Source organism: Panacibacter microcysteis (assembly GCF_015831355.1).
In the GTDB taxonomy this organism is placed as follows: Bacteria; Bacteroidota; Bacteroidia; order Chitinophagales; family Chitinophagaceae; genus Panacibacter; species Panacibacter microcysteis.
The window spans coordinates 1,913,410-1,938,187 of sequence record NZ_JADWYR010000001.1 but is presented as its reverse complement, the minus strand read 5'-3'; the positions used below and the strand labels follow the sequence as shown (position 1 = coordinate 1,938,187).

Here is a 24,778-nt window from a genome sequence, read left to right as displayed (position 1 = left end):
TTGCCTGTGCAGGCAGATAAACTTACCTTGCAGCCTTTAAACGGACAAGCTAGATACATTGCTGATCGAACCGCGTACTACAGTCGCCCAATGATCTACAGCACAAGAGTGCGACGCAACAGGTGCTGACAGCAGGCCAAAAGCTGACCTCAAAAAAAATAAAAAGACATTTACATGCAACAAGTAAAAAACGGAGATACAGTTAAGGTTCATTACCATGGAAAATTGACAGACGGCACAACATTCGATTCTTCGGAAGGCCGTGAACCACTTGAGTTTGAAGTGGGCGCAGGCATGATGATTCCTGGTTTTGATAGTGGTGTTGTGGGCATGAGTGTGGGAGAAAAAAAGACGATTAATATATCTGCAGAGGAAGCTTACGGCCCTTTCCAGGATGACCTGCTGATGGAATTTCCGATGGATCGTTTTCCGCCGGATATGAAACCTGAAGTTGGTATGACGCTTAGCATGAGTAACGGCCAGGGGCAACAATTTCCTGTAGTTATTACTGATGTGAAAGAAGATGCGGTGGTGCTTGATGCTAACCACCCGCTGGCGGGCAAAGAATTAATTTTTGATATTGAAATGGTAAATATTGAAGGTAAAAGTCCTTTGATCATTATGCCATAAAAACTTTATGTGATAAAAAAGCCCGGCTTATGCCGGGCTTTTTTATGCAAGTATTTTTTATGCCTGCTTACACGAACAAATCGTCGCTTTATCTGCACGCTAAAAGCGGTTTGGCAGGGAGAGATCTACGTTTCGCTGATGACACCAAATTCATTAATTATTAACTTTTTTTCTGCCTGCAAAAAATCGAGCACTTTCCAGATATTTTCTTTTTTTACTCCTTTGATCAGGCCAAGCAATGCTTTCACTTCTGTTTGCCTGCCATGTATGTTGTCTAAAATCTGCGCTTCAATTTTTTTGAATTCTTCGGCAGACAGCACCGAACGCTTTTTTTGCAGACATACATCGCAAATACCGCATTCCTCTACATTGTTATCTCCAAAGTAAGCAGAAATATGCTTGCTTCTACACATTGTTTTTAAACCGAGGTAGCGCAACATGGCTGCTGTTCTTAACTCAAACTGTTGTTTGCGGTGTAAATAATTTTCATGATTGATATAAAGAAACTGTGCAGGTGCCCTGTTTAGTACAAAATAGATTTGCGGTGTTTCTTTCTGTGGCAAATACTCAATGATACCAAGTGTATTTAGCTGCAGCAACTGTTGTTTAACATGATCTACATGTTTATAAGTAAGTTTGGCGATTAGTTTTTCGTGTATGGAAACCCTGGTATCGTAAACGCCTTCGTAGGTGCGCAGCAAACATTTTATCACTTCTTCCAGCGCAGGATGTGCCTGTTCAAAATCCAGCAGGGTATCTTTTGTTATTAGAAATTTTACCTGGGATGGAAGAAATATGCTTTCATTAAAAGTAAGATGCCCTTCCTGTTCCAAAACTTTCAGCGTATTTATTACCAGGTGTATATCAAGTTTAAAATTTTTGACAAATTCATTCAGGTCAAAATCGTAGTAATATCCCTCGCCGCTGCCAACAGGTACCTGCAGGTAATCGGCCAGTGACTGATAAACCTTCCTGATGTCATACATTACGGGAAAACGCACATCAGGTAAATGCTCCAGCGCTGTAGCATCCAGCTGCTGGTACAATAATACAGCGTACGCTTTTTTTGAGTCCCTGCCTGCGCGGCCGGCCTCCTGGTAATAATTCTCCAGGCATTCGGGAATATCATAATGAATAACTGTTTTTACATCTGCTTTATCTATACCCATACCAAACGCATTGGTGCATACTATCACCCGGGTTTTGTTATTGATCCATGCTTCCTGCCGGTGGCTTCGCTCATCCTGCGATAAACCTGCATGGTAAAAATCTGCCGTGATGTTTTGAAGCGCTAACAAATGCGCCACTTCTTTTGTCAGCCGCCTGTTACGGCAATAAATGATGCTGCTGCCGGGCACGTTGTTCAATATATCAAACACTTTATTGATCTTACTGTTTACTTTGAAAACACTGTAAGAAAGATTGGGCTTTGCAAAAGACTGGCGAAAAATATTGGCCTGAATCAGTTGTAGTTTGTCAACGATATCGTCCTGTACAAGCGGTGTGGCGGAAGCAGTTAGCGCTATTACCGGTACGGCAGGCAGTTCGTGCCTTATTGCGGCAATACGCAGGTACGGAGGCCTGAAATCGTAACCCCACTGCGATACGCAATGTGCTTCATCAACTGCAATTAAACTGATATGTAAGTGACGCAGGTACTCCCTGAAGATGGCTGTCTCCAGGCGTTCCGGGGAAAGGTATAAGAATTTATAAACGCCGTTGGATGCATCATTTAATGTATCGTGCACCTCCTTTATATTCATGCCGCTGTACAATGCAGCAGCAGCTATACCTTTTTTCCGAAGGTTTTCCACCTGGTCTTTCATCAGGGCGATTAACGGGGAGACGACGATGCACAAACCATCTCTCATTAATGCGGGCACCTGGAAGCATACGGATTTTCCACCACCAGTGGGCAATATTGCCAGCACATCTTTTTGTGCAAGCACTGCAAGAATAATTTCTTCCTGCTGTGGCCGAAATGTACTGTGTTGCCAGTATTGCTGAAGTATTGCCAGCGGTGATTGATTCATTCAAAAGAAAGGCAGCTTTTTTTATTGCTGCCTAAAGATATAAAGATGAAAGGATTGCGACGCAACAGGCGATGCCATGGAAAACTACAGCCGGTATCAGACAAATTATACTACTTTTTTCCAGTTCAACCTTACAGAATTTATGGCCAGTACAACATCACTCAAACCCATGAGCAAAGCGCCAAATGTGGGGCTTAAAAAACCGAACGCTGCAACAGGTATGGCTATGATATTATAAAGAAAAGCCCAGCCAAGATTTTGTTTGATGGTAAGATAGGTATGCTTACCAAGCCCCAGCGATAACGGTAAATTTTTCAGCCCGTGATTTACCAATACTACCTGCGCACTCTGCATAGCCAGTTGTGTGGCTTCGCTAAGCGAAATGCCCACTGTAGCTTTTGCCAAAGCAGGCGCATCATTAATACCGTCACCCACCATTGCTGTAGGCGCTATGCTGTTGAAGCGCTCAACCTGCACTAATTTTTGTTCGGGTGTTTGTTCGGCCATCACTTCATCTATACCCAACCGTGCTGCCACATAATCGCATTTGTCTTTCCTGTCGCCACTGAGCAATATGGTTTTAAAACCATTTGCTTTTAAAAGCTGCACTACCTGCTTTGCCTCAGGCCTTATATCATCCACAACATCAATCCAGCCGATCAGATCATTATTGCGGATGATGTATATGCTGTGCGAATGATCTGCGGTTAACGTTTCTGCGGCCTTAAACGAACCTGCTACATAATGGTTGCCTTCTTTGTCAGTGGCTTTCATGCCGAAACCTTTTACTTCTTCTACTTTTTGCCAGCGTTGTTCATTTTTGATCTTCCATTCACGGGCAATGCTTTTTGCAACAGGATGATTGGAATAACGCTCCAGCGAATATGCTATCCGTTTAAATTCTTCCTCAGTTACTGCAGTATTGAGCACCTTATAATTTGAGATACTGAAATTACCTGTGGTTAACGTGCCTGTTTTATCGAAGACCACCTGTTTTATACTTTTAAATATTTCCAGGCTCCTGGCATTCTTAAACAACACACCGTTTTTTGCAGCCCTGCCCAGGCCAACAGCAATAGCTGCCGGTGTTGCGAGCCCCATGGCACAGGGGCACGAGATTACAAGTACAGCTATGGCCCTCAGCAAGCTTGCACCAAAACCAATGTCTGTAAAAAAATAGTTAGCAAGCAATGTTATGACCGAAATACTGATTACAGCCGGAACAAAAACTGCACTTATTTTATCTGCCAGTTGCTGTACAGGCGGCTTTTCTGTCTGCGCTTCTTTAACAAGCTTTAAGATATTGCTCATGACAGTATCTTCTCCAACCGCGGTTATGTAAGCCTTTACTGTGCCGCTTTCTACCATGCTGCCGCCAATAAGTTTGTCGTTCATTTTTTTCTCTACAGGTGCGCTTTCACCGGTTATGATGGCTTCACTTACACTTATTTCTCCCCACAAAATTTTACAATCCATCGGTACCGTTTCGCCGCTTTTTATCAGCACCAGGTCTCCTACTTTCAGGCTTGTGCTTTCTACCGGGAAAACATGTTCATTATGCTGGTCATCATAAGCGATCATATGGGCCATTGTTTTCTGTGTAACCGCCAGTTTGCGCAGTGCGGCCTGTGTTGTTTCAACAGATTTATCTTCCATCCAGTTACCAAGAAAAACAAGCGTAATAATGGAAGCAGCAGTTTCGTAAAACATGTAGTTTGCAGCATCTCCAATCAGCGTTCCGTACAGGCTGTAACCAAACGCAGCAACCGAACCAAGTGCTATCAATACGTTCATATTGGGTATGCCTTTCGATATACTTTTGATGGCACTTCTGCCAAAAAAATCCATACCAACCACAAATACGGGGATTGTTAAAGCAAGTTGTACATAAGGGTTCATCAATGCATGAATGTGCACGCCGGGAATCATATGCACCAACAGTGGCAGCGTAAAAACAATACAAAACAGGAAACGCTGCAGGTGATTTTTAAAAAATCTTTTTTTACCTGTTCCGGCATTGACCAGCTCGCCATTTGCCACGTGGTAGCCGAGTGCTGCAATCCCTTTTTCGAGCTCAGGTTTTGTTGCACTGCCATTGATATCAAAGCTTACGTCGCCACCTATAAAATTTACTTTTACATTTTGCAGACCTTTTTCTTCGAGGTATTTGTGTACCGTTAATGCGCAGTTGGTGCAACTCATGCCTTCCACTTTCCAGTTTACCTTTTCCATGTAGTATTTTTTTGGAGCCCGGCAGCAGCAAAACTATTAAGCTTTCGTTGCGTCGCACACTTGTACGGCAACTCATTGTTCTGCTGCCCCGGGCAAAACAGGCTTATTAAATTGCAAAATTATCAAATGCAATACGTGTGTCTTTTCCTGTTAACGGAATATCTTTTTAACCGCGTTGCAATTCACCATTAAATCTTTACTACCATGTTGCAATTGAAAGCAGGGCCGGACTATTTATTACCGGTTTTTACTTTTTCGTCAAATGCCTGCTGCATATCGTCAAGCAGTTCATCATAACCTTTTTGATCGCGAAAAGCTTCAGGGTTGTATTTATCGCCGGGCTTATGCTTTTCATGAAGCCCAAACTGGCTTGCATGAGAGGCAAGCCATAGATCGAACTGCAGGCCTTTCATGGCCTTTAATGTGTAAGCATAATCTTCTTCGATTGCCGGGTAAGCAGCAATGCTATGAAAGCTGCGATCGGTTATAATAGTGGGAAAGTTTGCGATCAGCACCCTATAATTCTGCTGCCCGTCGTGTACTGTAAAGATATAGCTGCATGAACCTTTTGTATGGCCCGGGTGGTGCAGCATTTCCAGGTGTATATCGCCAAGTGCAATGCTATCGCCATCTTTCAAAAGCCTGCCGGGTTTTACCGGCGCAAATGTTACTCCATACTTTCCCATTTCATAATCTGTGGCGCCACCGTTTGCAAGTGCTTCGGCATCTTTTTCATCGGCCATCAGGGTGGCACCTGTTTCCTTCTTTATAACCGCCATTGCACCAAGGTGATCAAAATGTGCCTGCGTGGTAAGCAGTATTTTGATATCATTATACTTAAAGCCTAAAGCCTCTATGTTATTTTTTACCTGTTTTGCAGATGATGCAAGGCCTGTATTGATAAGTATGTGCCCTTTATTTGTTGTAATAAGATAACAGGCAAGATCATATGTACCCACGTAGTAGAGATTACCGGCAATGCGAAAGGGTGCATAGTTCTTTGACCATTCCGGGCTATTGGTGGCTGGTTCTTTCACCTGCTGTGCGTTGCCGCAAAATGCATAAACAATCATCAATAACATGATGATGCTACGGGTTACATTTTTCATAAAATTATTTGTAAGGTGCAAAAGTATTGCGGATGCCGCCTGGCTTTTTCAACTGCTCATTATTTATTTTGAGTTTAACAACCGCCGTGTGTAACATTGCGCTGACTTTACCCGGCGCTGATGCCTGCTGCATTACTGTACAAGAGTGCGACGCAACAGGCGATGCCATAAAAGACTGCTGCCGGGCTCCAGAAAATTACTACTATTTTTATAGCATGAACAGGGGTATTGTAACCACAGAACATATACAGGAATTTAAAAACTTCATTGGCGCATCATTTGTGTTTGCCGATGAAGAAACGCTGCGCCATTACGGCCATGATGAAACAGAGCAACTCCTTTTTCCGCCTGAAGTAGTGCTGAAGCCACGCACTGCAACGGAGATAAGTGCCATAATGCGTTTTTGCAATACGCACCAAATACCGGTTACACCGCGGGGTGCCGGTACGGGATTGAGTGGTGGCGCCATTCCTCACCTGGGTGGTGTATTACTCTCAATGGAAAGACTGGATACCATCATCAACATTGATGAACGCAATTTGCAGGTAACAACAGAACCCGGTGTTATTACCGAGGTTTTACAAAATGCCGTAAAGGAAAAAGGATTGTTTTATCCGCCAGACCCCAGCAGCCGCGGCTCTTGCTTTATTGGCGGCAATATTGCTGAAAACAGTGGTGGCCCGAAAGCTGTAAAATACGGCGTGGTAAAAGATTACGTGCTAAACCTTGAAGTAGTATTGCCAACCGGAGATATTATATGGACCGGCGCCAACGTATTGAAAAACTCTACCGGTTACAACCTTACACAACTGATGGTAGGCAGCGAGGGTACGCTTGGCATTGTTACAAAAATTGTATTAAAGCTTATTCCGCTGCCGGCATACGATTTACTGATGCTTGTACCTTTTAAATCGCTGGAAAAAGCAAGCGAAGCGGTAAGTGCTATTTTTCGTGCCGGTTTTACACCAAGTGCACTGGAGCTGGTGGAAATAGATGCCATACTGATTACCGCTAAAATGCTTGATAACTATGTTGTACCTATTACCGATGATGTGGAAGCACACCTGATCATTGAAACAGATGGTAACGACATGGATGTATTGATGAAAGAGATGGAAGCGATCAGTGAATTATTAATGCATTACGATGCCGGAGATATTTTGTTTGCCGACGATGCCCAACAAAAGAATGAGTTGTGGAAGCTACGCCGGCGTGTGGCTGAAGCGGTAAAAGTCAGTGGCTACACCATTGAAGAAGATACAGTGGTACCGAGGGCAGAACTGCCAAAACTCGTAAGGGCAGTAAAAGCATTGGGTAAACAATACGATTTTCATGCAGTTTGTTATGGCCATGCCGGCGATGGCAACTTGCACATCCGCATAAAGAAAGAAGGCATTCCTGACAGTTATGGCAATGCAGTAATGCATACTATATTACGTGCACTGTTTGAAGAAGTGAAGGCACTTGGTGGCACCATCAGCGGGGAACATGGCGTAGGCCTTATTCAAAAAGATTATGTGGACATTGTTTTTGCAGATGCCAACCTGAAACTTATGCGTGGTATAAAGCAACTGTTCGATCCTAACAATATTTTAAATGCCGGTAAAATTTTCGATTTACATTAATCTGTTACGTTTGTACATAAATTAGCGACTACATGAATAAAAGATTCCTGGTTTTACTCCTGTCCCTGCTGAGTGTTGGTATTGCAAAAGCTCAACGACCATCAACTTATGAATCTGACGAAGGGGTGAAACCCGGGTTTAATACAAACAGGATATTTGCAGGTGGTTCTCTTAACCTTGGTTTTAGTTCTTACACCTTCCAGGTAGGTGGCGTTCCGGAGATAGGTTACAGCATAACAGACTGGCTTGACGCTGGTATTGGCATCAATATCAATTACCAGTCAGAAAGAGCAGACCCTTACTGGAATGGCAACATTCGTTACAGAACACTTACGTATGGCGGCGGCCCTTTTTTCAGGGTGTACCCGGTACGTTTTCTTTTTTTACAGGGGCAGTTTGAACACAACTGGTTTCGACAGAAAGCGAGAAATATGGGTACAGGTGTAGATTTTCCGCAGTTCAATGCTACATCGAACAGTCTTATTGCCGGTGTAGGTTATACACAGCGCGTCGTGGGGCAGAGCAGCTTTTATACTATGATTGGTATGGACCTGTTGAACGATGCCTACTCACCATACCGCGACTGGAACGGCAGAATCTACCCGATCATAAGAGCAGGTTTTAACTTTTACCTAAAGCCATCAAAGAGATAACAGCATCTGGTGTATCGCATACCTGGAAAGTATCTCTGAGGTCTGTATGCAGGAAGCCTTTTACCTGCATCATGTTTAAATGACTGATCAACGCATTGTAATATCCTGCTGTATTCAGCAGGATTATTTTTTTCTCGTGTATGGTCAATGCATTCCAAGTAATCATCTCAAACATTTCATCCATTGTTCCGTTGCCGCCGGGTAAAATAATGGCGGCTTCAGCAAGATCATACATCATTTTTTTACGTGTGTGCATATCCGCCACCACATGCAGGGCAGACAGCGATGTATGCTGGCGTTCTTTATTGCGGAGCAATTCAGGCATAACACCCACAACATTACCACCGTTTGCCAATGCTGCATTAGCCACGGCACCCATCAAACCGGCATTACCGCCACCATACACAATGGTAATGTTCTTCTCGGCAAGCATACTGCCAAGGTCTTTTGCGTGTTGCTCATAGATAGGATCATTGCCACTGTTGCTGCCACAAAAAACTGCTACTGATGTATACATCATATCCGTTGTTTAAAAGGCAATATTAGCCGCCTTTCCTGATTTTAATGTTATATAACTGATATTTGTTTGTGATATATTTTTGAGCCCGGCAGCAGTACATGCATGAAGCTTATGTTGCGTCGCACTCTTGTACTGTTGGTAACAATACTCAACAAAAGCGAAGATCTGTGCAAAGACAAGCGGGAGAGAAAAACAGCCAAATTTTTGCTGGTGCTTTTTTTCTTACTCACTTTGCATAAGTCAACATTTCAAAAAAAGATTATTCATATAAAACTCTTACATGTCAGCTACACTTTTGTTTTCTTTCGTAATAGCTTATTTTCTTTTATTGCTCGGGGTGGCCTGGTATACAAGCCGCAACAGTAATAATGATTCATTTTTTATTGGCAACCGCAACAGCAACTGGATGCTTGTATCGTTTGGTATGATCGGTACTTCGCTTAGCGGTGTTACATTTGTAAGTGTACCAGGCACGGTAGGGTCTAATAATTTTGGTTATTTCCAGGTAGTGCTGGGATATTTTATTGGCTACTTCGTTGTAGCGTATATCCTGTTGCCGTTATATTACAGGCTGCACCTTACTTCCATTTACAATTACCTCTTGCAACGTTTTGGTAATACCGCTTACAAAACAGGCGCCATGTTTTTCATTATTTCAAGGGTGCTGGGTGCCACTGCCAGGCTGTACCTTGTCATAAACGTGTTGCAGCTTTTTATCCTTGATAACCTGCATATCTCTTTCCCCGTTACCACATTTGTGATACTGTTAATGATATTGCTCTACACTTTTGAAGGCGGTGTAAAAACAATTGTGTTTACCGATACTTTGCAAACAACGTTTATGTTGCTGGGTTTAATTGTTTGCGTGTTCTACATTATGCATTCGCTCGATCTTTCATTTACCGGCACCATGCAGCAACTAACGGACAAAGGCTACACAAAAATCATTAACACAGATATCAACAGCGGTGGTTTCTTTTTGAAGCAGGTTATAGGCGGCGCGTTCATTACCATTGGTATGACCGGCCTCGACCAGGAAATGATGCAAAAAAATATCAGCGTAAAAACATTGGGCGGCTCACAGAAAAATATGGTTACGTTCAGCTTTGTATTGGTTGTGGTAAACTTTTTATTCCTGCTGCTAGGTGGGCTGCTGTACCTGTATGCCGCAAACAATAACATTGCCATTAAGGGCGATGACCTCTTTCCAACCGTGGCCTTGCAGCACCTGCCTTCATTCATTTCAATCATATTTATTATTGCACTTATCTCGGCCCTTTTCCCCAGTGCAGACGGCGCTCTTACAGCACTTACTTCTTCGTTTTGTATAGATATTTTAGGCCTTAAAAGAAGAGATGATCTTAATGAAAAACAACGAAAGAAAATCCGCCTGACAGTGCATCTCATCATGGCTTTTGTCTTTTTTCTTTGTGTAATGATGTTTAAGTGGATCAATGATAAGTCGATCATCAACATCATACTTATAGTTGCCGGCTATACATATGGGCCACTACTGGCTTTATTTACATTTGGTATTTTTAGCAAAAGAACTTTACCCGATAACGCCCTTGTAGTCGCCGTTTGCATTATCGCGCCTTTTATATGTTATTTTATAAGTTCAAATGCCTCTGCATGGTTCAACGGTTATACAATTGGTGTGGAACTACTGTTAATAAATGCCGCAATAACATTCCTTGGCTTATACTTCATTTCCAAACCCGCAATAAAAACTGCCTGATGGAACTGGTAAACATACTGGCAGAGCAATATGCCGCTTTATACACATCGCCCGAAGACGAGCTGCTGCATAGTATCAATGACAGCACTTCAGCCACACACAAACAACCACACATGCTTAGCGGGCATGTACAGGGCAAAATGCTCGAACTGATCAGTTTTGCCATGCGCCCAAAGTACATACTTGAAATAGGCAGTTTTACAGGTTACAGTGCTTTATGTCTGGCAAAAGGTTTACAGCATAATGGAGAACTGCATACCATCGAGATACGCCAGGAAGATGCACACACCTGTGCAGAAAATTTCAGCAGGTCTGCATTGCATAAAAAAATACATTTGCATGTGGGTAACGCAATGGAAATTATACCAACATTGCCCTTCGTGTGGGATCTTATTTTTCTGGATGCCGATAAAACGGGCTACATAGCATACTATGAGTTGTTATTGCCTCGTTTAAGTACAAACGGGTTGATAATAGCGGATAACGTGCTCTTTCATGGACAGGTTTTACATGAAAAAATCTCTGGCAAAAACGCCCTGGCCATTGATGCATTTAACAAACACGTAGCTGCAGACGACAGAACCGAACAGGTGTTGCTAACCGTACGAGACGGTTTATTACTGATAAAAAAGAAATAGACATGAAGCGTTTACTCCTTGTAGCAGTTTCCTTTTTTACAATATTGTTCTTTGCAAACGCACAGTCCGCTGATGTAATACAGCAATACATAGATCAGTATAAAGAGATCGCAATCAATGAGGAGATTCGTACAGGTGTACCTGCCGCAATCACACTTGCACAGGGTATCTTTGAATCTATGGCTGGTAAAAGCGACCTCGCCATAGCCTCCAACAACCACTTTGGTATTAAATGCAAAGAAAACTGGACCGGCGGCAAAGTATACCATGACGATGATGCTCGCGGCGAATGCTTCCGCCAGTACAACAGCGTGGAAGAATCGTTTCGCGATCATTCAGATTTTCTGAAAACAAGACCCCATTATGCTTTCTTATTCGATCTGGATCCCACAGACTACAAAGCCTGGGCACATGGTCTTAAAAAAGCCGGGTATGCAACCAACCCCTCCTACGCATACGCACTAATAAAAAAGATTGAGGAAAATGATCTCGGTCAATACACATTAATTGCATTACAACGTGGTGGCAATGGCCAGGATGTTGCCATGAATAGAGCAGATCTGCCCGTTATCATGAACGCAATAAAAACGTCTTTGCCCAATGTAAACCAGATACAGCCCGGCGCCGCAGTGCCTGAAGAAATACTGGAAGAATACTCCGGCTATGATAGCTACCCTGCCGGTTTGTTTACCATCAATAAAACCAAAGTAATTTTTGCAAGTGCCGGCACCTCTTTGTTTGCGCTGGCAGCCAATAACAACATATCGCTCGAAAAACTACTTAATTTCAACGATATGGAGGGCAATGTTGACATTATTAAAAATGATCAGCTTGTTTATCTTGACAGGAAGCCAAAGAAAAGCGATAAACAGGATTTTCATATTGTAGCGCCTGGTGAAACAATAGAAATCATTGCCCAAAAGGAAGGCGTGCAACTCGAAAGCCTACTGGAGTATAACAAAATGCAAAAAGGCCTGCAACCTGCCCCCGGTGAAAAAGTGTATTTGAAACCCGGCAAACAGGCTTACTACCCCAAATTGCTTCCACGCACTGCCACCAAAACGCCACAGGCATAAATACTGCACATGCAAGAGATCAAAGTACACGATAAATTGTTTGTGCCCTGGCTTACCGAACAAACAATAACCGACAGGGTAAAGGATATTGCTGCAGACATCAATAATGCATATGCCGGCAAAAAACCTTTATTTATTGGAATACTCAATGGTGCATTTATGTTTGCATCAGATCTCCTTAAGCATATAACCATCGAGGCTGAAATATCTTTTATAAAACTGGCTTCTTATAAAGGCATGAAATCATCCGGCCAGGTTGTAACCGCAATAGGTTTGGATGTAGATATTACTGACAGGCACGTGATCATAGTTGAAGACATCATCGATACCGGTAAAACACTGCACCAGTTTTTACCACAACTTCACAACCAGCGACCGGCATCTTTAAAAACAGCAGTGCTGTTACACAAGCCTGAAGCCACCATTCATCCTGTTGATATTGATTATTGTTGCTTCTCTATACCCAACAAATTTGTGGTAGGTTATGGGCTGGACTACAATGGTCTTGGCAGAAACCTGCCCGCCATATACCAGTTAAAAGATTAGTTTGGCCGGCTGCATTGCAGGTGGCATCGCCTGTTGTGTCACTCACTTGTGCTTTTAGCGCTTTATGCAGCATGTGCAATGTTGTGGTGTTTATCACAACCTTCTTTCATGCTGTGGTAAACGGCTCACACCATACAACTGCAAAAGACTTTCATAAACGTATGCACCCGAAATACCGGCACGCTTATTTTTCATAACTTTTTTGCACTGCAAATATTTGCCTGGCTGTATGCATGGCTACAAACGTGGCCAATGTTGCATTGTACTACTACAGTACAAGAGTGCGACGCAACCAAAGTCTTATAGTAGCAATACAGCACTGGCCCAAAAAAATATAAAATAACTTTACTGTTCTTAAGAATCAATTAAAAAAATGTTACATACGTTATTTAGCACGTTATAACATTGGTTACAGATAGTTTTGTATCAAAGGCTTAACCGTATAAAGCATATATCCTTGAGAGTTGGATTGCTATTTATCATTGCTTGTTTATTTGCAAACCCCGGTCATTCTCAGTATTACCTGCGTGGCATTGTAAAGGATGAGAATGGACAACCAGTTTATCATGCAAAAATTTTCCTTTCATCTAAGGGAACAGTACCTTTTTACACCGGTAGCTCCGGTGCTTTTGGTATACCACTCTCCAAGCCCACAGATAGCGTAACCTTTATGGCAGACGGCTTTGAAACGTTTAAAACGCTGGCAGATGCCAGAAAATATACAGAATACACAATAAAGTTTTCATCAGCCAACTCCCAGCTTGCCAGGCATAAACTCTATTCACTCTTACCAGCCTACAGCGAAGATTTTAGCGGCAACTACAACCAGCAGGGCGAGACTTATACAAACCTGGTGGAAAATGATTTTGCAGCCGCCGAGCGCTATCCTGAAACAGGCTTTGCGCTTAATATCAACCGCGCATCGTACAGCAATATCCGGCGTTTTTTAACCAATGATATGGTAGTACCAAGAGATGCTGTGCGCATAGAAGAAATGCTGAATTACTTTGAATTCAGCGAAAACAAAAACCCACGTGCCGATACGTTTAGCTGCAGCACACAATTAACACAGGCGCCATGGAACTATAATAACAGGTTGCTTTTTTTGCAGTTACAGGCTCCTTATATAAACGTAGAAGCCGCGCCTGCTGCAAACCTCGTTTTCCTGATTGATGTATCAGGATCTATGGACCACCCCAACAAACTGCCTTTACTAAAAGAAGCATTTAAAATGCTGGTGAATAACCTGCGGGATAAAGACACCGTGGCGGTAGTGGTATATGGCGGTTTTGTGGGTACATATATGCAACCTATTTCGTGCAGGTATAAAGACAGCATAAATCAAAGAATAGAGCAACTTGTTGCAAGCGGGGAAACACCGGGCTCGGCTGCTATTAATACAGCTTATGCGCTGGCGGAGCGCATGTATAATAAAGCGGCCAACAACAGGATCATTCTGGCTACAGACGGCGACTTTAACGTGGGCCAAACGACAGAAAAAGAACTGGAGAATATCATTGTTCAACATCGCCAGTCAGGTATTTACCTTACCTGTCTTGGCGTGGGCATGGGCAATTACAAAGACAGTAAGCTGGAGGTACTGTCAAAAAAAGGTAACGGAAATTTTGCTTACATAGACAATATTTACGAAGCAGAAAAAGTGTTGATTGCAGAATTTGCCAAAACCATGTATACGGTTGCCAACAATGCCTATGTGAACGTTTACTTTAACCCTTATTATGTAAAAAGTTACCGGCTTATAGGTTACGACAACAAGAAGGAACTGCTTGAAAACAATGCCGGTGAACTTGAAGGCGGCGAGGTTGGCAGCGGACACTCTATTACGGCAGTTTTTGAAATCGTACCTGTAAATGAAATAAACGACAGCATTATGCTAAACAACCCTGAAGTAAATATTGCACAACTGCAGCTTCATTATACTTTGCCACAAAATGGAACAAGCATATCAAAACACTTCCCGGTTGTGAACAACTATAAGCCATTCAGTAATGCCAGCAGGAATTTTCGTTTTGCCGCCTCGGTTATTATGTTTGGCGGGCTTTTAAAGCAATCAGAAATCTGGCAAAATTATAACTGGGATGATGTAATTAAAACCGCAGCAGCGGCTGTATCGCCAGGCGACCATTCGCAGGCGGAATTTCTTTCATTGGTTGAAAAAGCCAAAACAATTTATGAACCCTATAAGAAGAAAAAAAAGAAATAAGAGCCGGCCACTAATGCCGGATGATTTTATTTACCACCAGGTTTTTGCTTAATTTATTCCTGATCAATAGTACATAAACACCGGCTGGCAAACCCTGTAAACTGATCGTGCAAACCTGGTTGTTATATGTTTTCTCCACTTTGGTAGTGCTGATGACCGCTCCCTCCGCTGTACATAAACTGACTTCGCAGGTTGCGTTATCATCCAACAGCACATTAACATAGTCGTGCGCAGGATTGGGGAATATTTTCGTTTCGGCATTTTGCTGCGTTGTAACCCCTGAAGCAGCCGGCATGGCAGCAATAACTGCAGATAGTTTTACATCTAAACTTGCAGGACCTGAAGTACCGCATGCATTATTCGCTTTTACATTCACCTTACCATCTGTAATGCCCCACGTAACGGTGGCCTGTAATGTGTTTGTACTTACCGTAAGTTTGGTACCGGTGGAAGAAGTCCATGCATAGGTTAACCCTGGCAAAGGTGTAACTACCCTATATACCAGGCCAGCCTGGTTTGGTAATGCAGACGTTGGCCCGGTTATGCCTGCGGGGTTTGCAGGAAGCGCGGTTACATTTCTCGATGTTGGCACGCTGCTGCCACATGCATTTACAGCAGATACATACAACACTCCTTCTGTAAAGCCAGCCTGTGGAGCAATGGTAATTGAATCCATGTGTGCATTGATCTTTTTCAAAACAGTTCCCTGTGGTAATATCCAGTTGTACGAGGTGGCAGTTGGTACCGTTGCAATGGTATAAAAACTGCTCGTGTTACAGAGCCCTCTTGCATCATTGCCAATAACAGACTCAGGTTTTGCCGGCGGCGTTAAAGTACCCGGCGGAATAGTAATTTTCTCCGTTTCAGCCTGGCAACCATTTGCGTCTGTTATGGTGTATGAAACGTTACTGGAAAGAACCGTGAATATACCGGTACCCGCATAGGGTGCCACACCCCCGGATGCCGTAACTGTAACTGTTGTGATACCACCCCGGCAAACAATATCGCTGTCTTTCCTGATGGTTGTGGAGAGTACAGCAGGTTCGGTAATGCTATAATTATACCCACTGGTACAACCACCGGCTGAAGTAATGGTTACGGCATAGTTGCCCGGCGATAGTGAAGAGATATCTTCTGTTGCAGCTTTATATAAAGGCGATATGTCGCTAGTCCAGTTGAATAAGAAAGGGCCTGCACCACCATTTAATGTAAGATTGATATTGCCGTTTTTTGCTCCGTTGCAGGACACATTTATAACTGATGAAGAGACCATAGGCCGGCTGTTGGCACCTGTACCCCTTACAACAAGTGCAATAGCTTTTGCACCCCCACCCGCAATAACAACACTGCCATTATACTGACCCGCTTTTTGCGGATTGAATTTGATGTAGATCGTTTTATTAAAACCAGTTCCGTAGCTACCGATAAAAAGCGAATCCCTAAATGAACTATCCAGGCTGGCAGAGAAGGTATAGCCTGCCAACGGACTTATTTTTACCTGCTGCCCGTTTAAAAAGTACCCCTCCAGTTGGAATGATTGAATATTTCCTGAAGATTTTATACAAGCAGAATCGAATAAAACCGGGCCCTTTGCAAAAAGCCCTACTCTGGGATTCAGGGAATCAGGTCTTGAAAGTTCAACCATGCTAAACAACACGTTTTGCCCATTTAGTGCCTGTATATAAAAGTCTGAATTGTTAGTGGCCCTGTTTCCAAAATAGGCATCATAAAGCGTTACAGATGTTTTTTTCCAAACGCCCGTATTGGTAAGGTTTACAGTAACAGAAGCTTTGTTGGCAGCCGTTCTCGCATCGTAATTAAGCCTGAAACCTCCTGCACCAACATCGAGGTAAATCAAATCTATTGACACAGGATACCGGCCATTAACGGGTGCATAATTTAAGAAAGCACTGTCTACATCAAAATACATGGCGTTACGCGTTCCGGAGGTACTGATGCCACGTGCAAACTTGCCGTAAATGGCATTTGAATCAGCAGGTGCTGTTATATTCCAGTAACCGGTACTTGTCTCATTGGCTTTGATCTGGTAAAGGTACCTTTCGTAGTTTCCGGCAAACACATCCCAGCCTACATCGTTAATTCCTTTTGCCAGCAGGTTATTGAATTCGCTCATGGTTGCGGTCAGTGCATCTTCCTGCCTGGCGCCTGCTCTGGCAAATTTTTCTGCAATATTTTTATACCGCATGGTGTCTGCCCTGTCTGCTTTTCCATAAATACTTACAGGAAACCTGATGGTATCGGCAGCATTTAAACCATCCCGTAATGCGCACATGGCATTGGTAGCAAGCGCAGGATTTTTCTGACCTGCATACCTGTTGTAATAATCGAACGCAAGATCATACTGCTTATCAAACAACTGGTTCGGTGCCTGGTTGGTCCAGTCCAAACCCCAAAAAACACAGTATGTCATCAATGCAAACATGTTCCTGTACTTAAATTCTCTCCACCAGCCATTATCTTCCGGATTAAACTGCACTTCTGAGCGTGACCGCAGGTACTCTCCATTTTGTGGTTTGTTTAGCAGATCATACAACCATTTTGATTTGGACACTTCATCGTTTAGCTGGAAACCTTTACCCAGTGAGCCACATTTAACCCATCCATTGGGGCAGTTTTGTATAAGCCATTCCATTTGATCCTGGCCATTGTTTTGCGGGTTACTCAGCAGGTATACCTTAGGATTTGTATTCAGGTATTCATTGTAATAATGTAAACTAAATTCTTTGAACAGGTCAAAAAACTGCTGATCAGTCAATTGGTATCTGGCCTCAACAGCGCCTTTGTATGCTATATAGTCTCCGGTACTGCCAAAGCAACCCTGTACACCCACCACCCATTTACGTACATCGGGCGATAGGGTTTCTATATGCTGGCGAACTGTTGTAATCATTCTTTTAAAGAAAGATTTATATTTCGCATTGGCATAAAACGGGGTGTATGTAATAATGCCGTTACTATTTTGCGCTACTTTAGGCACACCTGACTGGTAGAGCCATTCCGGCGCCCCCTGTTCAGTGTAAACCATAAATATTACGGGTAAAGAATCTTTCACCTTGTCCCTTAATTCAATATCCAGAGAGTCCCAAACCCAAACATTATTTGCTGTTTCTATATCTTTCCAGTTAACGTTACATAGCCTGCCTTTTACCTGCGGGTAGGTTTTTACATCTACGGGGTCGCCAAAAGTTTGCCATACACCATAATTGTAAAATGGTGATGCTGTTTGCGCCATTAGCGCGCCAGGTACAAACAAAAAGAAGGCGCTGAATGTGTACGGAATTAAAGCAAGTTTTTTCATGGGGGTATTAAAATGCAAAAATTATAACTTTCATTCATGTGTGGTTACGGGGGCACTTAAATAAAAATTATAAAGGAATCGTAATATAAATATAATGTATATGTCGCTTAAATTCAAATAAACGATTGCCCATATCTTAATCAAATGTTGAAGTGTGCGACGCAACGATGCCCAATTGAAATACAAAAGCCGGCTACATAATATTGCTCTTATCATGTATAACCGGTTATAATTATGAAACGGGCAACTGATCGCTTTTCAGCATCGTTGCGTCGCATTACGTTTATCTGCAGTGCTTTGATGAGCGGTAGCGATCATTGTATAATTACCCTGCCGGTAAGCATACCTGCATCTGTTTGTGCCTTTATAAAATAAATACCTGAAGCTCCGCCAATCTCATTCCTGTTAACTGCAAGCCGTACGGCTGTAACATTTTTTTGAAAAACCAACCTGCCTGAGACATTATATATCAAAAGCTGTTTTATTGGCTTGCCATCCGCAGACTGTACGTAAAATGTTTGTTGTGCGGGGTTAGGATTTACCGATAAAACTGCCGCTTTGTTTTCTGCAACGGCGGAAGTATTTGTAGTAGTCTGCATACTTGTATTGAATACCTTCCCGCCTACAGACCCGGCAGACCTTGAAAGTTCAACCACAGAAAAAATGATGTTTTGATTTTTTCCTGCACTTCTTATGCTAAAGTCAGAGCCGGCTTTACCGCGGTTGGCAAAATTTGCATCCGGTAATGTAATGGTTGCTTTTTTCCATTTATTGCTATTGGTACATTTAACTGTTACAGAAGCTTTGTCTTTACTGCTTTTGGCATCGTAAAAAAGCTGCCAGCTTCCTTTTCCCTGGTCGAGATAAGTAACCTCAATTGTTACCTGGTATTTTGCTGCCAGCGGTTTATTTGCCAGGAAAGCATTGTCAACATCAAAATACAGGGCCGTCATATTGTTTGCAATATCGAAACCCCGCCCAAATTTGCCATACATAGAATTGGGGTCTGCTGACTGAATGTTCCAGTAGCCTGTGCTGGTTTGGTTGGCATTGAGCTGGTGCAGGTATCTTTCGTAGTTCCCGGGAAGCAGGTTCCAGCCTACATCATTAATACCCGCTGCACGAATGTTGTCCATCTCTGATAAAGTAGCAGAGCGAACATCTTCCAGCAAGGCACCTTTGGATGCATATTTATTGGCGATATTAACATAACGCTGTGTATTGCTCTGCGATACATTTCCATAAACCGAAGCCGGAAATCTTACCGCGTCTGCAGCGTCGAGCACATCTTTTAGAGCGCAAACAGCGTTGGTGCTTTTGGATGCTTCTTTCTGACCTGCGTATTTATTAAAGAACACAAATGCGGAATCGTTGCCTGCATCTTTAATCTCATTGTACGTCTGGTTTGTCCAGTCGAGCCCCCACATAATTCCATAACACATTGTTGCGAACATATTTTTATAAGGCGATTTTTTCCACCAGCCGGCTGAAGTATTAGCAGCCGCCAGTTCAGATCTTACCCGCATATATTCTCCATTAGCCCGCGGAACATTCATCAGGTTGTACAACCAGCCATACTTGGTTACTTCATCATTCAATTGAAATCCTTTGCCCAGTGTGCCTGCTTTTTGCCAGCCGGGGCAGTTATCCTCCGTCCACAAAGCAGCATCACTACCCTGGTTACGCGGATTGCTCATGAGGTAAATTTTTGGACTGGTATTTTTATATTCATCATAATAGTACTGGGAAAATTCTTTGTACAGTTCTAAAAACTGTTTCCCATCAAGGGCATATTGCGCAGGCACATTCCCGGCATAACTGATGTAATCTCCCGTACTGCCATAACAACCTTGCACGCCAATAACCAGGTTTCTTACTGAAGGTGATAAAGTTTCCACGTGGCTGTGCACCTTTTGTATCATCCTTTTAAAGTAAAACTTGTAATCTGCATCAGCATAGTAAGGCGAGTACCCGATGACTTTGCCCCTATTGTCAGTCTCTGTAACCTTTGGCACACCTGCGTTATAGATCCAGCCGGGTGCGTCCTGCTTTGTGTAGACCATGAAAATTACCGGCAGACCATCTTTAACACCGTCTGACAAGCCTTTATCGAAACCTGCCCAGTTCCATGAATTATCTGACGGTTCAATTTCTGCCCATGTAAAATTTAACAACCGGCCGTCGATAACTGGATCACTAGCAGGCGTACCAAAGTATTGCCATATGCCAGGCCTGGTTTCAATAGATTGAGCCTGTGTTGCATGCGTAAGAAAACAGGTATACGCAACGAAAAGAATAATGTTTTTCATTACGGAAACTTTTGGGGGTTATGAATGTTAATCCCTTTAACAAATACAGTACCACAGTAGTTTAAATTTAAAGTGATGATGAAGAACCCATGGTCTTTCTCTTATCAGCCTAATGAAAAAACCAAATAAAAAGGCAGGTTTTTAGCATAATCATATTATTAAAATTTACAATTACTTATATATATTATTTTATTTAATATTTTTGCTTTATCAAGATTTTATCCAAAAAGTGACTCCTGGCGAAAAAAATTGCAGTTCTTTCTTGATTTTATTTATTAATAGGCTTTAAAAATTGATAAAATTTCAGTTAACAATTTCTTAACAAACGAGCAATATGTAATTGATACACAGCGCTCACCTTTGCAAAAAATTAACAATATGCGCAAAATCTTAGAGGTGTTCATTTTGGTGTTGGTACTTGGTGCGCTGCCCTTTGCACAAGCAACGGGGCAGGTGACAACAGCGAGTATCTCCGGTACCGTAAGAACTGCTGACGCTCAGGCATTGGAAGGAGCTACAGTTACTGCGGTTCATGTGCCATCTGGAACAAGGTACGTTGTTGTTTCAGGTAAAAATGGTGTTTACACGTTCGCGAATGTTCGTGTTGGCGGTCCATTCTCTATCAGTGTTAGCTATGCCGGTTATGAAAACAAGGAAGAAAAAGATATCTACACCAGTCTTGGCAACACAACAACGGTCGATTTCGCAATGAGTGCAGGTTCTGCAACACTGTCTGATGTGGTTGTTGCGTCAACCGCCAGGAGTTCGCTTATTAACTCAAGAAAAAATGGCGCTTCCACAACGCTCGGCACCCAAACCATCAATACTGTTCCTGTAATTAACAGGACAATTAATGATGTGACCAAATACAATGCTTACAGCAATGGCCGCTCATTCGCAGGCCAGGATCCGCGCTTCAATAACTTTACAATTGATGGTTCTGTCTTTAATAACGGTTTTGGCTTAGGTAGTTCCGCTATTGCCGGGGGAAGAACCGGTACGACCGCCATTTCTTTAGATGCTTTGGAAGAATTACAGATCAACATTGCGCCCTTCGATATCCGCCAGTCCGGATTCGCAGGTGCTGGCATTAATGCCGTTACAAGATCGGGCACAAATGATGTGAACGGTAGTGCATACTACCTTTGGAACAACAGAAATCTGGCCGGCAAAAAAGCAGATACCTCAGAAGTTCCCAAGACTCCTTTTGAAAGCAAGACTTACGGTTTCCGCGTTGGCGGACCAATTATCAAAAACAAACTTTTCTTTTTTATCAACGGCGAATCTGTGAGAAGTACACGGCCGGCACTGGATTATGTTGCAGACAAACCCGGTGCGGTTGGCAACATCTCCAGAACAACTGCCGCAGACCTGGAAGACCTGAAATCGTTTATGCAGACCAATTTCAACTATGATATGGGTGCAATAGATAATTTCAATAACGAAGTAAAAAGTGACAAATTCCTGGTACGTCTTGATTATAATATCAGCGATAAACACAAACTAACTGTTCGTTACTCACACCACAATTCTGAGTCTGATGTTATTGTAAGCAACAGTTCCAGTGGCAACCTTGCAGGTAACGGCAACCGTCAGAACCTGCCGCTGGCTATCTCTGCACAAAACAATGGTTATAAAATACAGGATAATACGCGCTCAATCGTTGCTGAACTAAACTCAACATTTGGCCGCAAATTTTCAAACCAGTTTCTTGCTACCTACAATAAGCAGATAGAAGACAGGAAATACAGAACCGACATTTTCCCAACAGTTGATATATTAAAAGACGGTTCTACTTATACTTCTTTAGGCTTCGATCCCTTTACGCCAAATAACAGGCTGGACTATGCAACCATTAACTTCACAGATAACTTTACATGGTTTGCAGGTAAACACACCCTGGTAGCAGGCTATTCGTTTGAAGCATTTAAATCAAACAATCTTTTTGTGCCATCATCAAATGGAGTGTGGGTATTTAACTCTATTGAAGATTTTAAAACCGCGGCACTGGCATATAATGCCAATCCAAACCTGGAAACTTCTCCTGTTGCAATAGGCCGGTTTAATTACAGATATTCATTATTACCTGAAGGCGAATTGCCATGGCAGGTATTTAAAACAAATACACACAGCTTATATTTCCAGGATGAATTTAAAGCCACAAGAAACTTTCGTATCACTGGTGGCATCAGGTTCGATTATGTGAGCATACCAAATACCGCAGAAAAGTATTTCAACCCGGTTGTTGATACTATTGATTTTAAAACACCGGATGGACAGAATTACCACGTAAATACAGGCATCACGCCAAAGTCCAGGATTTATGTATCTCCAAGAATTGGTTTTAACTGGAATGTAAAAGGCAATTCTTCCTTGATCATTCGCGGTGGTACCGGTATATTTTTATCCCGTATACCATATGTACTTATCTCAAACCAGTTGGGTAATAATGGTGTAAACACAGGCGTCTTAAATATTACAGGCGATGCTGCAGCAAACTATCCGTTTACATTAGATCCATCCCGTTACAGGCCTGCTAATACAGATATCACAGCACTTTCCGGCTATGCAATCAACGCCTCAGATCCAAATCTGAAATTCCCGCAGGTATGGAAAACAAACCTGGGTATAGATCAAAAATTACCTGGTGGGCTGGTCGCTACTATTGAAGGTATATTCAACAAAAACATCAATGCCCTTAACTATATTGATGCAAACCTAAACGCACCAACAGGCAAATTCAACGCCGGTGCCGATACCAGAGACGTTTACCCGGCGTTTGGTCTTTCAGGCTCAGCCGCTACTGCTGCAAGGTTTATCAATTCAAAAGTTTCAAACGCTTATGTGTTAACAAACAATGATAAAGGTTACTCCTACAGCCTTACTGCCAAACTCGAAAAAACCTTTGTAAGACATTGGGGTGGTATGCTGGGCTACACCTACGCAAAAGCAAAAGATGTTTCTTTTGTAGCAAGCACTGTTAACGCCAACGTTCCAACTATTTATGGTGTAAACTACCTCACGAACGCTTATTCTGATAATGACCTCCGCCACCGTATTGTAAGCAACATCAGTTACCGCATCAATTATGGCAAAAAAGTGGGTGGTGCTACCACACTTACACTCGGCTTTATTGCAGCAAGCGGTAACAAATTATCTTACATCCTTTCCAACGACCTTAACGGGGACGGACAGATCAATGATCTTATTTATATTCCAAAGTCAGCATCTGAGCTTAAGTTTGTTGATATAACTTCAAGCGGCACTGTGTTGTACACTGCGGCACAGCAACAAACAGCTTTTGATGCGTACATCAACAACAACAAATATCTTTCTGAACGCAGAGGCAGCTATGCAGAGAGGAATGGCGCGGCATTACCATGGTTAAAACGTCTTGATCTTAGTGCAGAGCAGGATTTCATTGTAAGAACAGGTAAGAACAATAAACCAAATACACTCCGTTTTAGAATCGATATCCTCAACTTCACCAACCTGATCAGTCAAAAATGGGGTGTAGCACAAATAAGCACTACAGCAAGCCCGCTTACTTTTGCAGGTAAAGACGCAGTAACCGGCGAACCTACTTACAGGCTGGCTACGCAAAACGCAAATGGTTCCACCATCCTGTTGAGAGATTCATTCGTAAAATCGAGAACGATTGATGATGTGTACCAGATACAGTTGGGCATCAGGTATATTTTTGGTAACTAGTTTCAACATTTACATTATAAAAAAGCAGTCTTTCGGGACTGCTTTTTTGGTTTTATGATACCGGCTACAGGAACTCCGGTTGAGCTTCGTTGCGTCGCAATCCTTTCATCGCCTGAATGGCTATTGGGCTGCAGCCTGCGGATGTAACACCCTGTCTTACCCGTTAAGTACTGCCGGTACAACTAAGCACTTACACCAGCAGCAGGTCTTTAAACAGATTCTTTTAAATCTTAGTTGTGTACGTTACTTCATCTCTTGAAAGAGCAGGTACAAAAGCCCGGGTACAGATGATCGTGCAATAAGATCGTTCAAATGCCCTGATAGGCTTTTGCACGACCGTGGTTTCAGCAATGGCAGTTGCATCATCTCGATGAGATACAGCAGTTTTCTTACTTGAACAGAAATCATTTCACGT

General features: G+C 42.6%; 15 protein-coding genes. 9 read left to right on the top strand and 6 right to left on the bottom strand.

The window, feature by feature from the left end; translation table 11 throughout:
- The first annotated feature begins 174 nt into the window (after window positions 1-174).
- Window positions 175-630, top strand: a complete 456-nt coding sequence (locus tag I5907_RS07820) for an FKBP-type peptidyl-prolyl cis-trans isomerase (protein WP_196990158.1) — start codon at window positions 175-177, stop codon at window positions 628-630.
- A 125-nt stretch (window positions 631-755) separates the two neighbouring features.
- Here I5907_RS07820 and I5907_RS07815 read toward each other — a convergent pair whose 3' ends face one another.
- From I5907_RS07815 to bla, 3 genes are all read right to left on the bottom strand, one after another.
- Entirely contained in the window at window positions 756-2,663 is a 1,908-nt protein-coding gene (locus tag I5907_RS07815; protein ID WP_196990157.1) for a RecQ family ATP-dependent DNA helicase, read from the bottom strand.
- A 105-nt stretch (window positions 2,664-2,768) separates the two neighbouring features.
- Window positions 2,769-4,895: a heavy metal translocating P-type ATPase gene (locus I5907_RS07810; RefSeq protein WP_196990156.1), complete on the bottom strand. Its 2,127-nt coding sequence runs from the start codon at window positions 4,893-4,895 to the stop codon at window positions 2,769-2,771.
- Between the two features lie 230 nt (window positions 4,896-5,125).
- A complete protein-coding gene (gene bla / locus I5907_RS07805; protein WP_428842558.1) occupies window positions 5,126-5,977 on the bottom strand; it encodes a subclass B3 metallo-beta-lactamase in 852 nt (283 codons plus the stop codon).
- Between the two features lie 242 nt (window positions 5,978-6,219).
- Between bla and I5907_RS07800 the strand changes: the two genes are divergently transcribed.
- Entirely contained in the window at window positions 6,220-7,629 is a 1,410-nt protein-coding gene (locus I5907_RS07800; RefSeq protein WP_196990154.1) for an FAD-binding oxidoreductase, read from the top strand.
- 32 nt (window positions 7,630-7,661) lie between these two features.
- Window positions 7,662-8,282, top strand: coding sequence for a hypothetical protein (locus I5907_RS07795; protein ID WP_196990153.1), 621 nt, complete (start codon window positions 7,662-7,664; stop codon window positions 8,280-8,282).
- Here I5907_RS07795 and I5907_RS07790 read toward each other — a convergent pair.
- Entirely contained in the window at window positions 8,251-8,802 is a 552-nt protein-coding gene (locus I5907_RS07790; RefSeq protein WP_196990152.1) for a TIGR00730 family Rossman fold protein, read from the bottom strand. The genes I5907_RS07795 and I5907_RS07790 overlap by 32 nt on opposite strands.
- A gap of 280 nt (window positions 8,803-9,082) precedes the next feature.
- Between I5907_RS07790 and I5907_RS07785 the strand changes: the two genes are divergently transcribed.
- The 5 genes from I5907_RS07785 (at window position 9,083) to I5907_RS07765 (ending at window position 15,024) form a co-directional block, all read left to right on the top strand.
- Window positions 9,083-10,540, top strand: a complete 1,458-nt coding sequence (locus I5907_RS07785) for a sodium:solute symporter (RefSeq protein ID WP_196990151.1) — start codon at window positions 9,083-9,085, stop codon at window positions 10,538-10,540.
- The gene (locus I5907_RS07780; protein WP_196990150.1) at window positions 10,540-11,178 is read left to right on the top strand and encodes an O-methyltransferase; all 639 of its coding nucleotides are present in this window, start codon (window positions 10,540-10,542) and stop codon (window positions 11,176-11,178) included. The genes I5907_RS07785 and I5907_RS07780 overlap by 1 nt, the downstream gene beginning before the upstream one ends.
- Before the next feature lie 2 nt (window positions 11,179-11,180).
- Complete coding sequence (locus I5907_RS07775) at window positions 11,181-12,254, top strand: glucosaminidase domain-containing protein (protein WP_196990149.1); 1,074 nt, start codon at window positions 11,181-11,183, stop codon at window positions 12,252-12,254.
- A 9-nt stretch (window positions 12,255-12,263) separates the two neighbouring features.
- Window positions 12,264-12,800: a hypoxanthine phosphoribosyltransferase gene (gene hpt / locus I5907_RS07770; RefSeq protein WP_196990148.1), complete on the top strand. Its 537-nt coding sequence runs from the start codon at window positions 12,264-12,266 to the stop codon at window positions 12,798-12,800.
- Between the two features lie 457 nt (window positions 12,801-13,257).
- Window positions 13,258-15,024, top strand: a complete 1,767-nt coding sequence (locus I5907_RS07765; RefSeq protein ID WP_196990147.1) for a YfbK domain-containing protein — start codon at window positions 13,258-13,260, stop codon at window positions 15,022-15,024.
- Between the two features lie 10 nt (window positions 15,025-15,034).
- Here I5907_RS07765 and I5907_RS07760 read toward each other — a convergent pair whose 3' ends face one another.
- Together I5907_RS07760 and I5907_RS07755 are read right to left on the bottom strand one after the other, a co-directional pair.
- Window positions 15,035-18,343 (bottom strand): T9SS type A sorting domain-containing protein, encoded by a 3,309-nt coding sequence (locus I5907_RS07760; protein WP_196990146.1) that lies wholly within the window; start codon window positions 18,341-18,343, stop codon window positions 15,035-15,037.
- A 314-nt stretch (window positions 18,344-18,657) separates the two neighbouring features.
- The gene (locus tag I5907_RS07755; RefSeq protein WP_196990145.1) at window positions 18,658-20,652 is read right to left on the bottom strand and encodes a T9SS type A sorting domain-containing protein; all 1,995 of its coding nucleotides are present in this window, start codon (window positions 20,650-20,652) and stop codon (window positions 18,658-18,660) included.
- Window positions 20,653-21,030: 378 nt separating this feature from the next.
- Between I5907_RS07755 and I5907_RS07750 the strand changes: the two genes are divergently transcribed.
- Window positions 21,031-24,363: a TonB-dependent receptor gene (locus tag I5907_RS07750; protein WP_196990144.1), complete on the top strand. Its 3,333-nt coding sequence runs from the start codon at window positions 21,031-21,033 to the stop codon at window positions 24,361-24,363.
- Window positions 24,364-24,778: the final 415 nt, after the last annotated feature.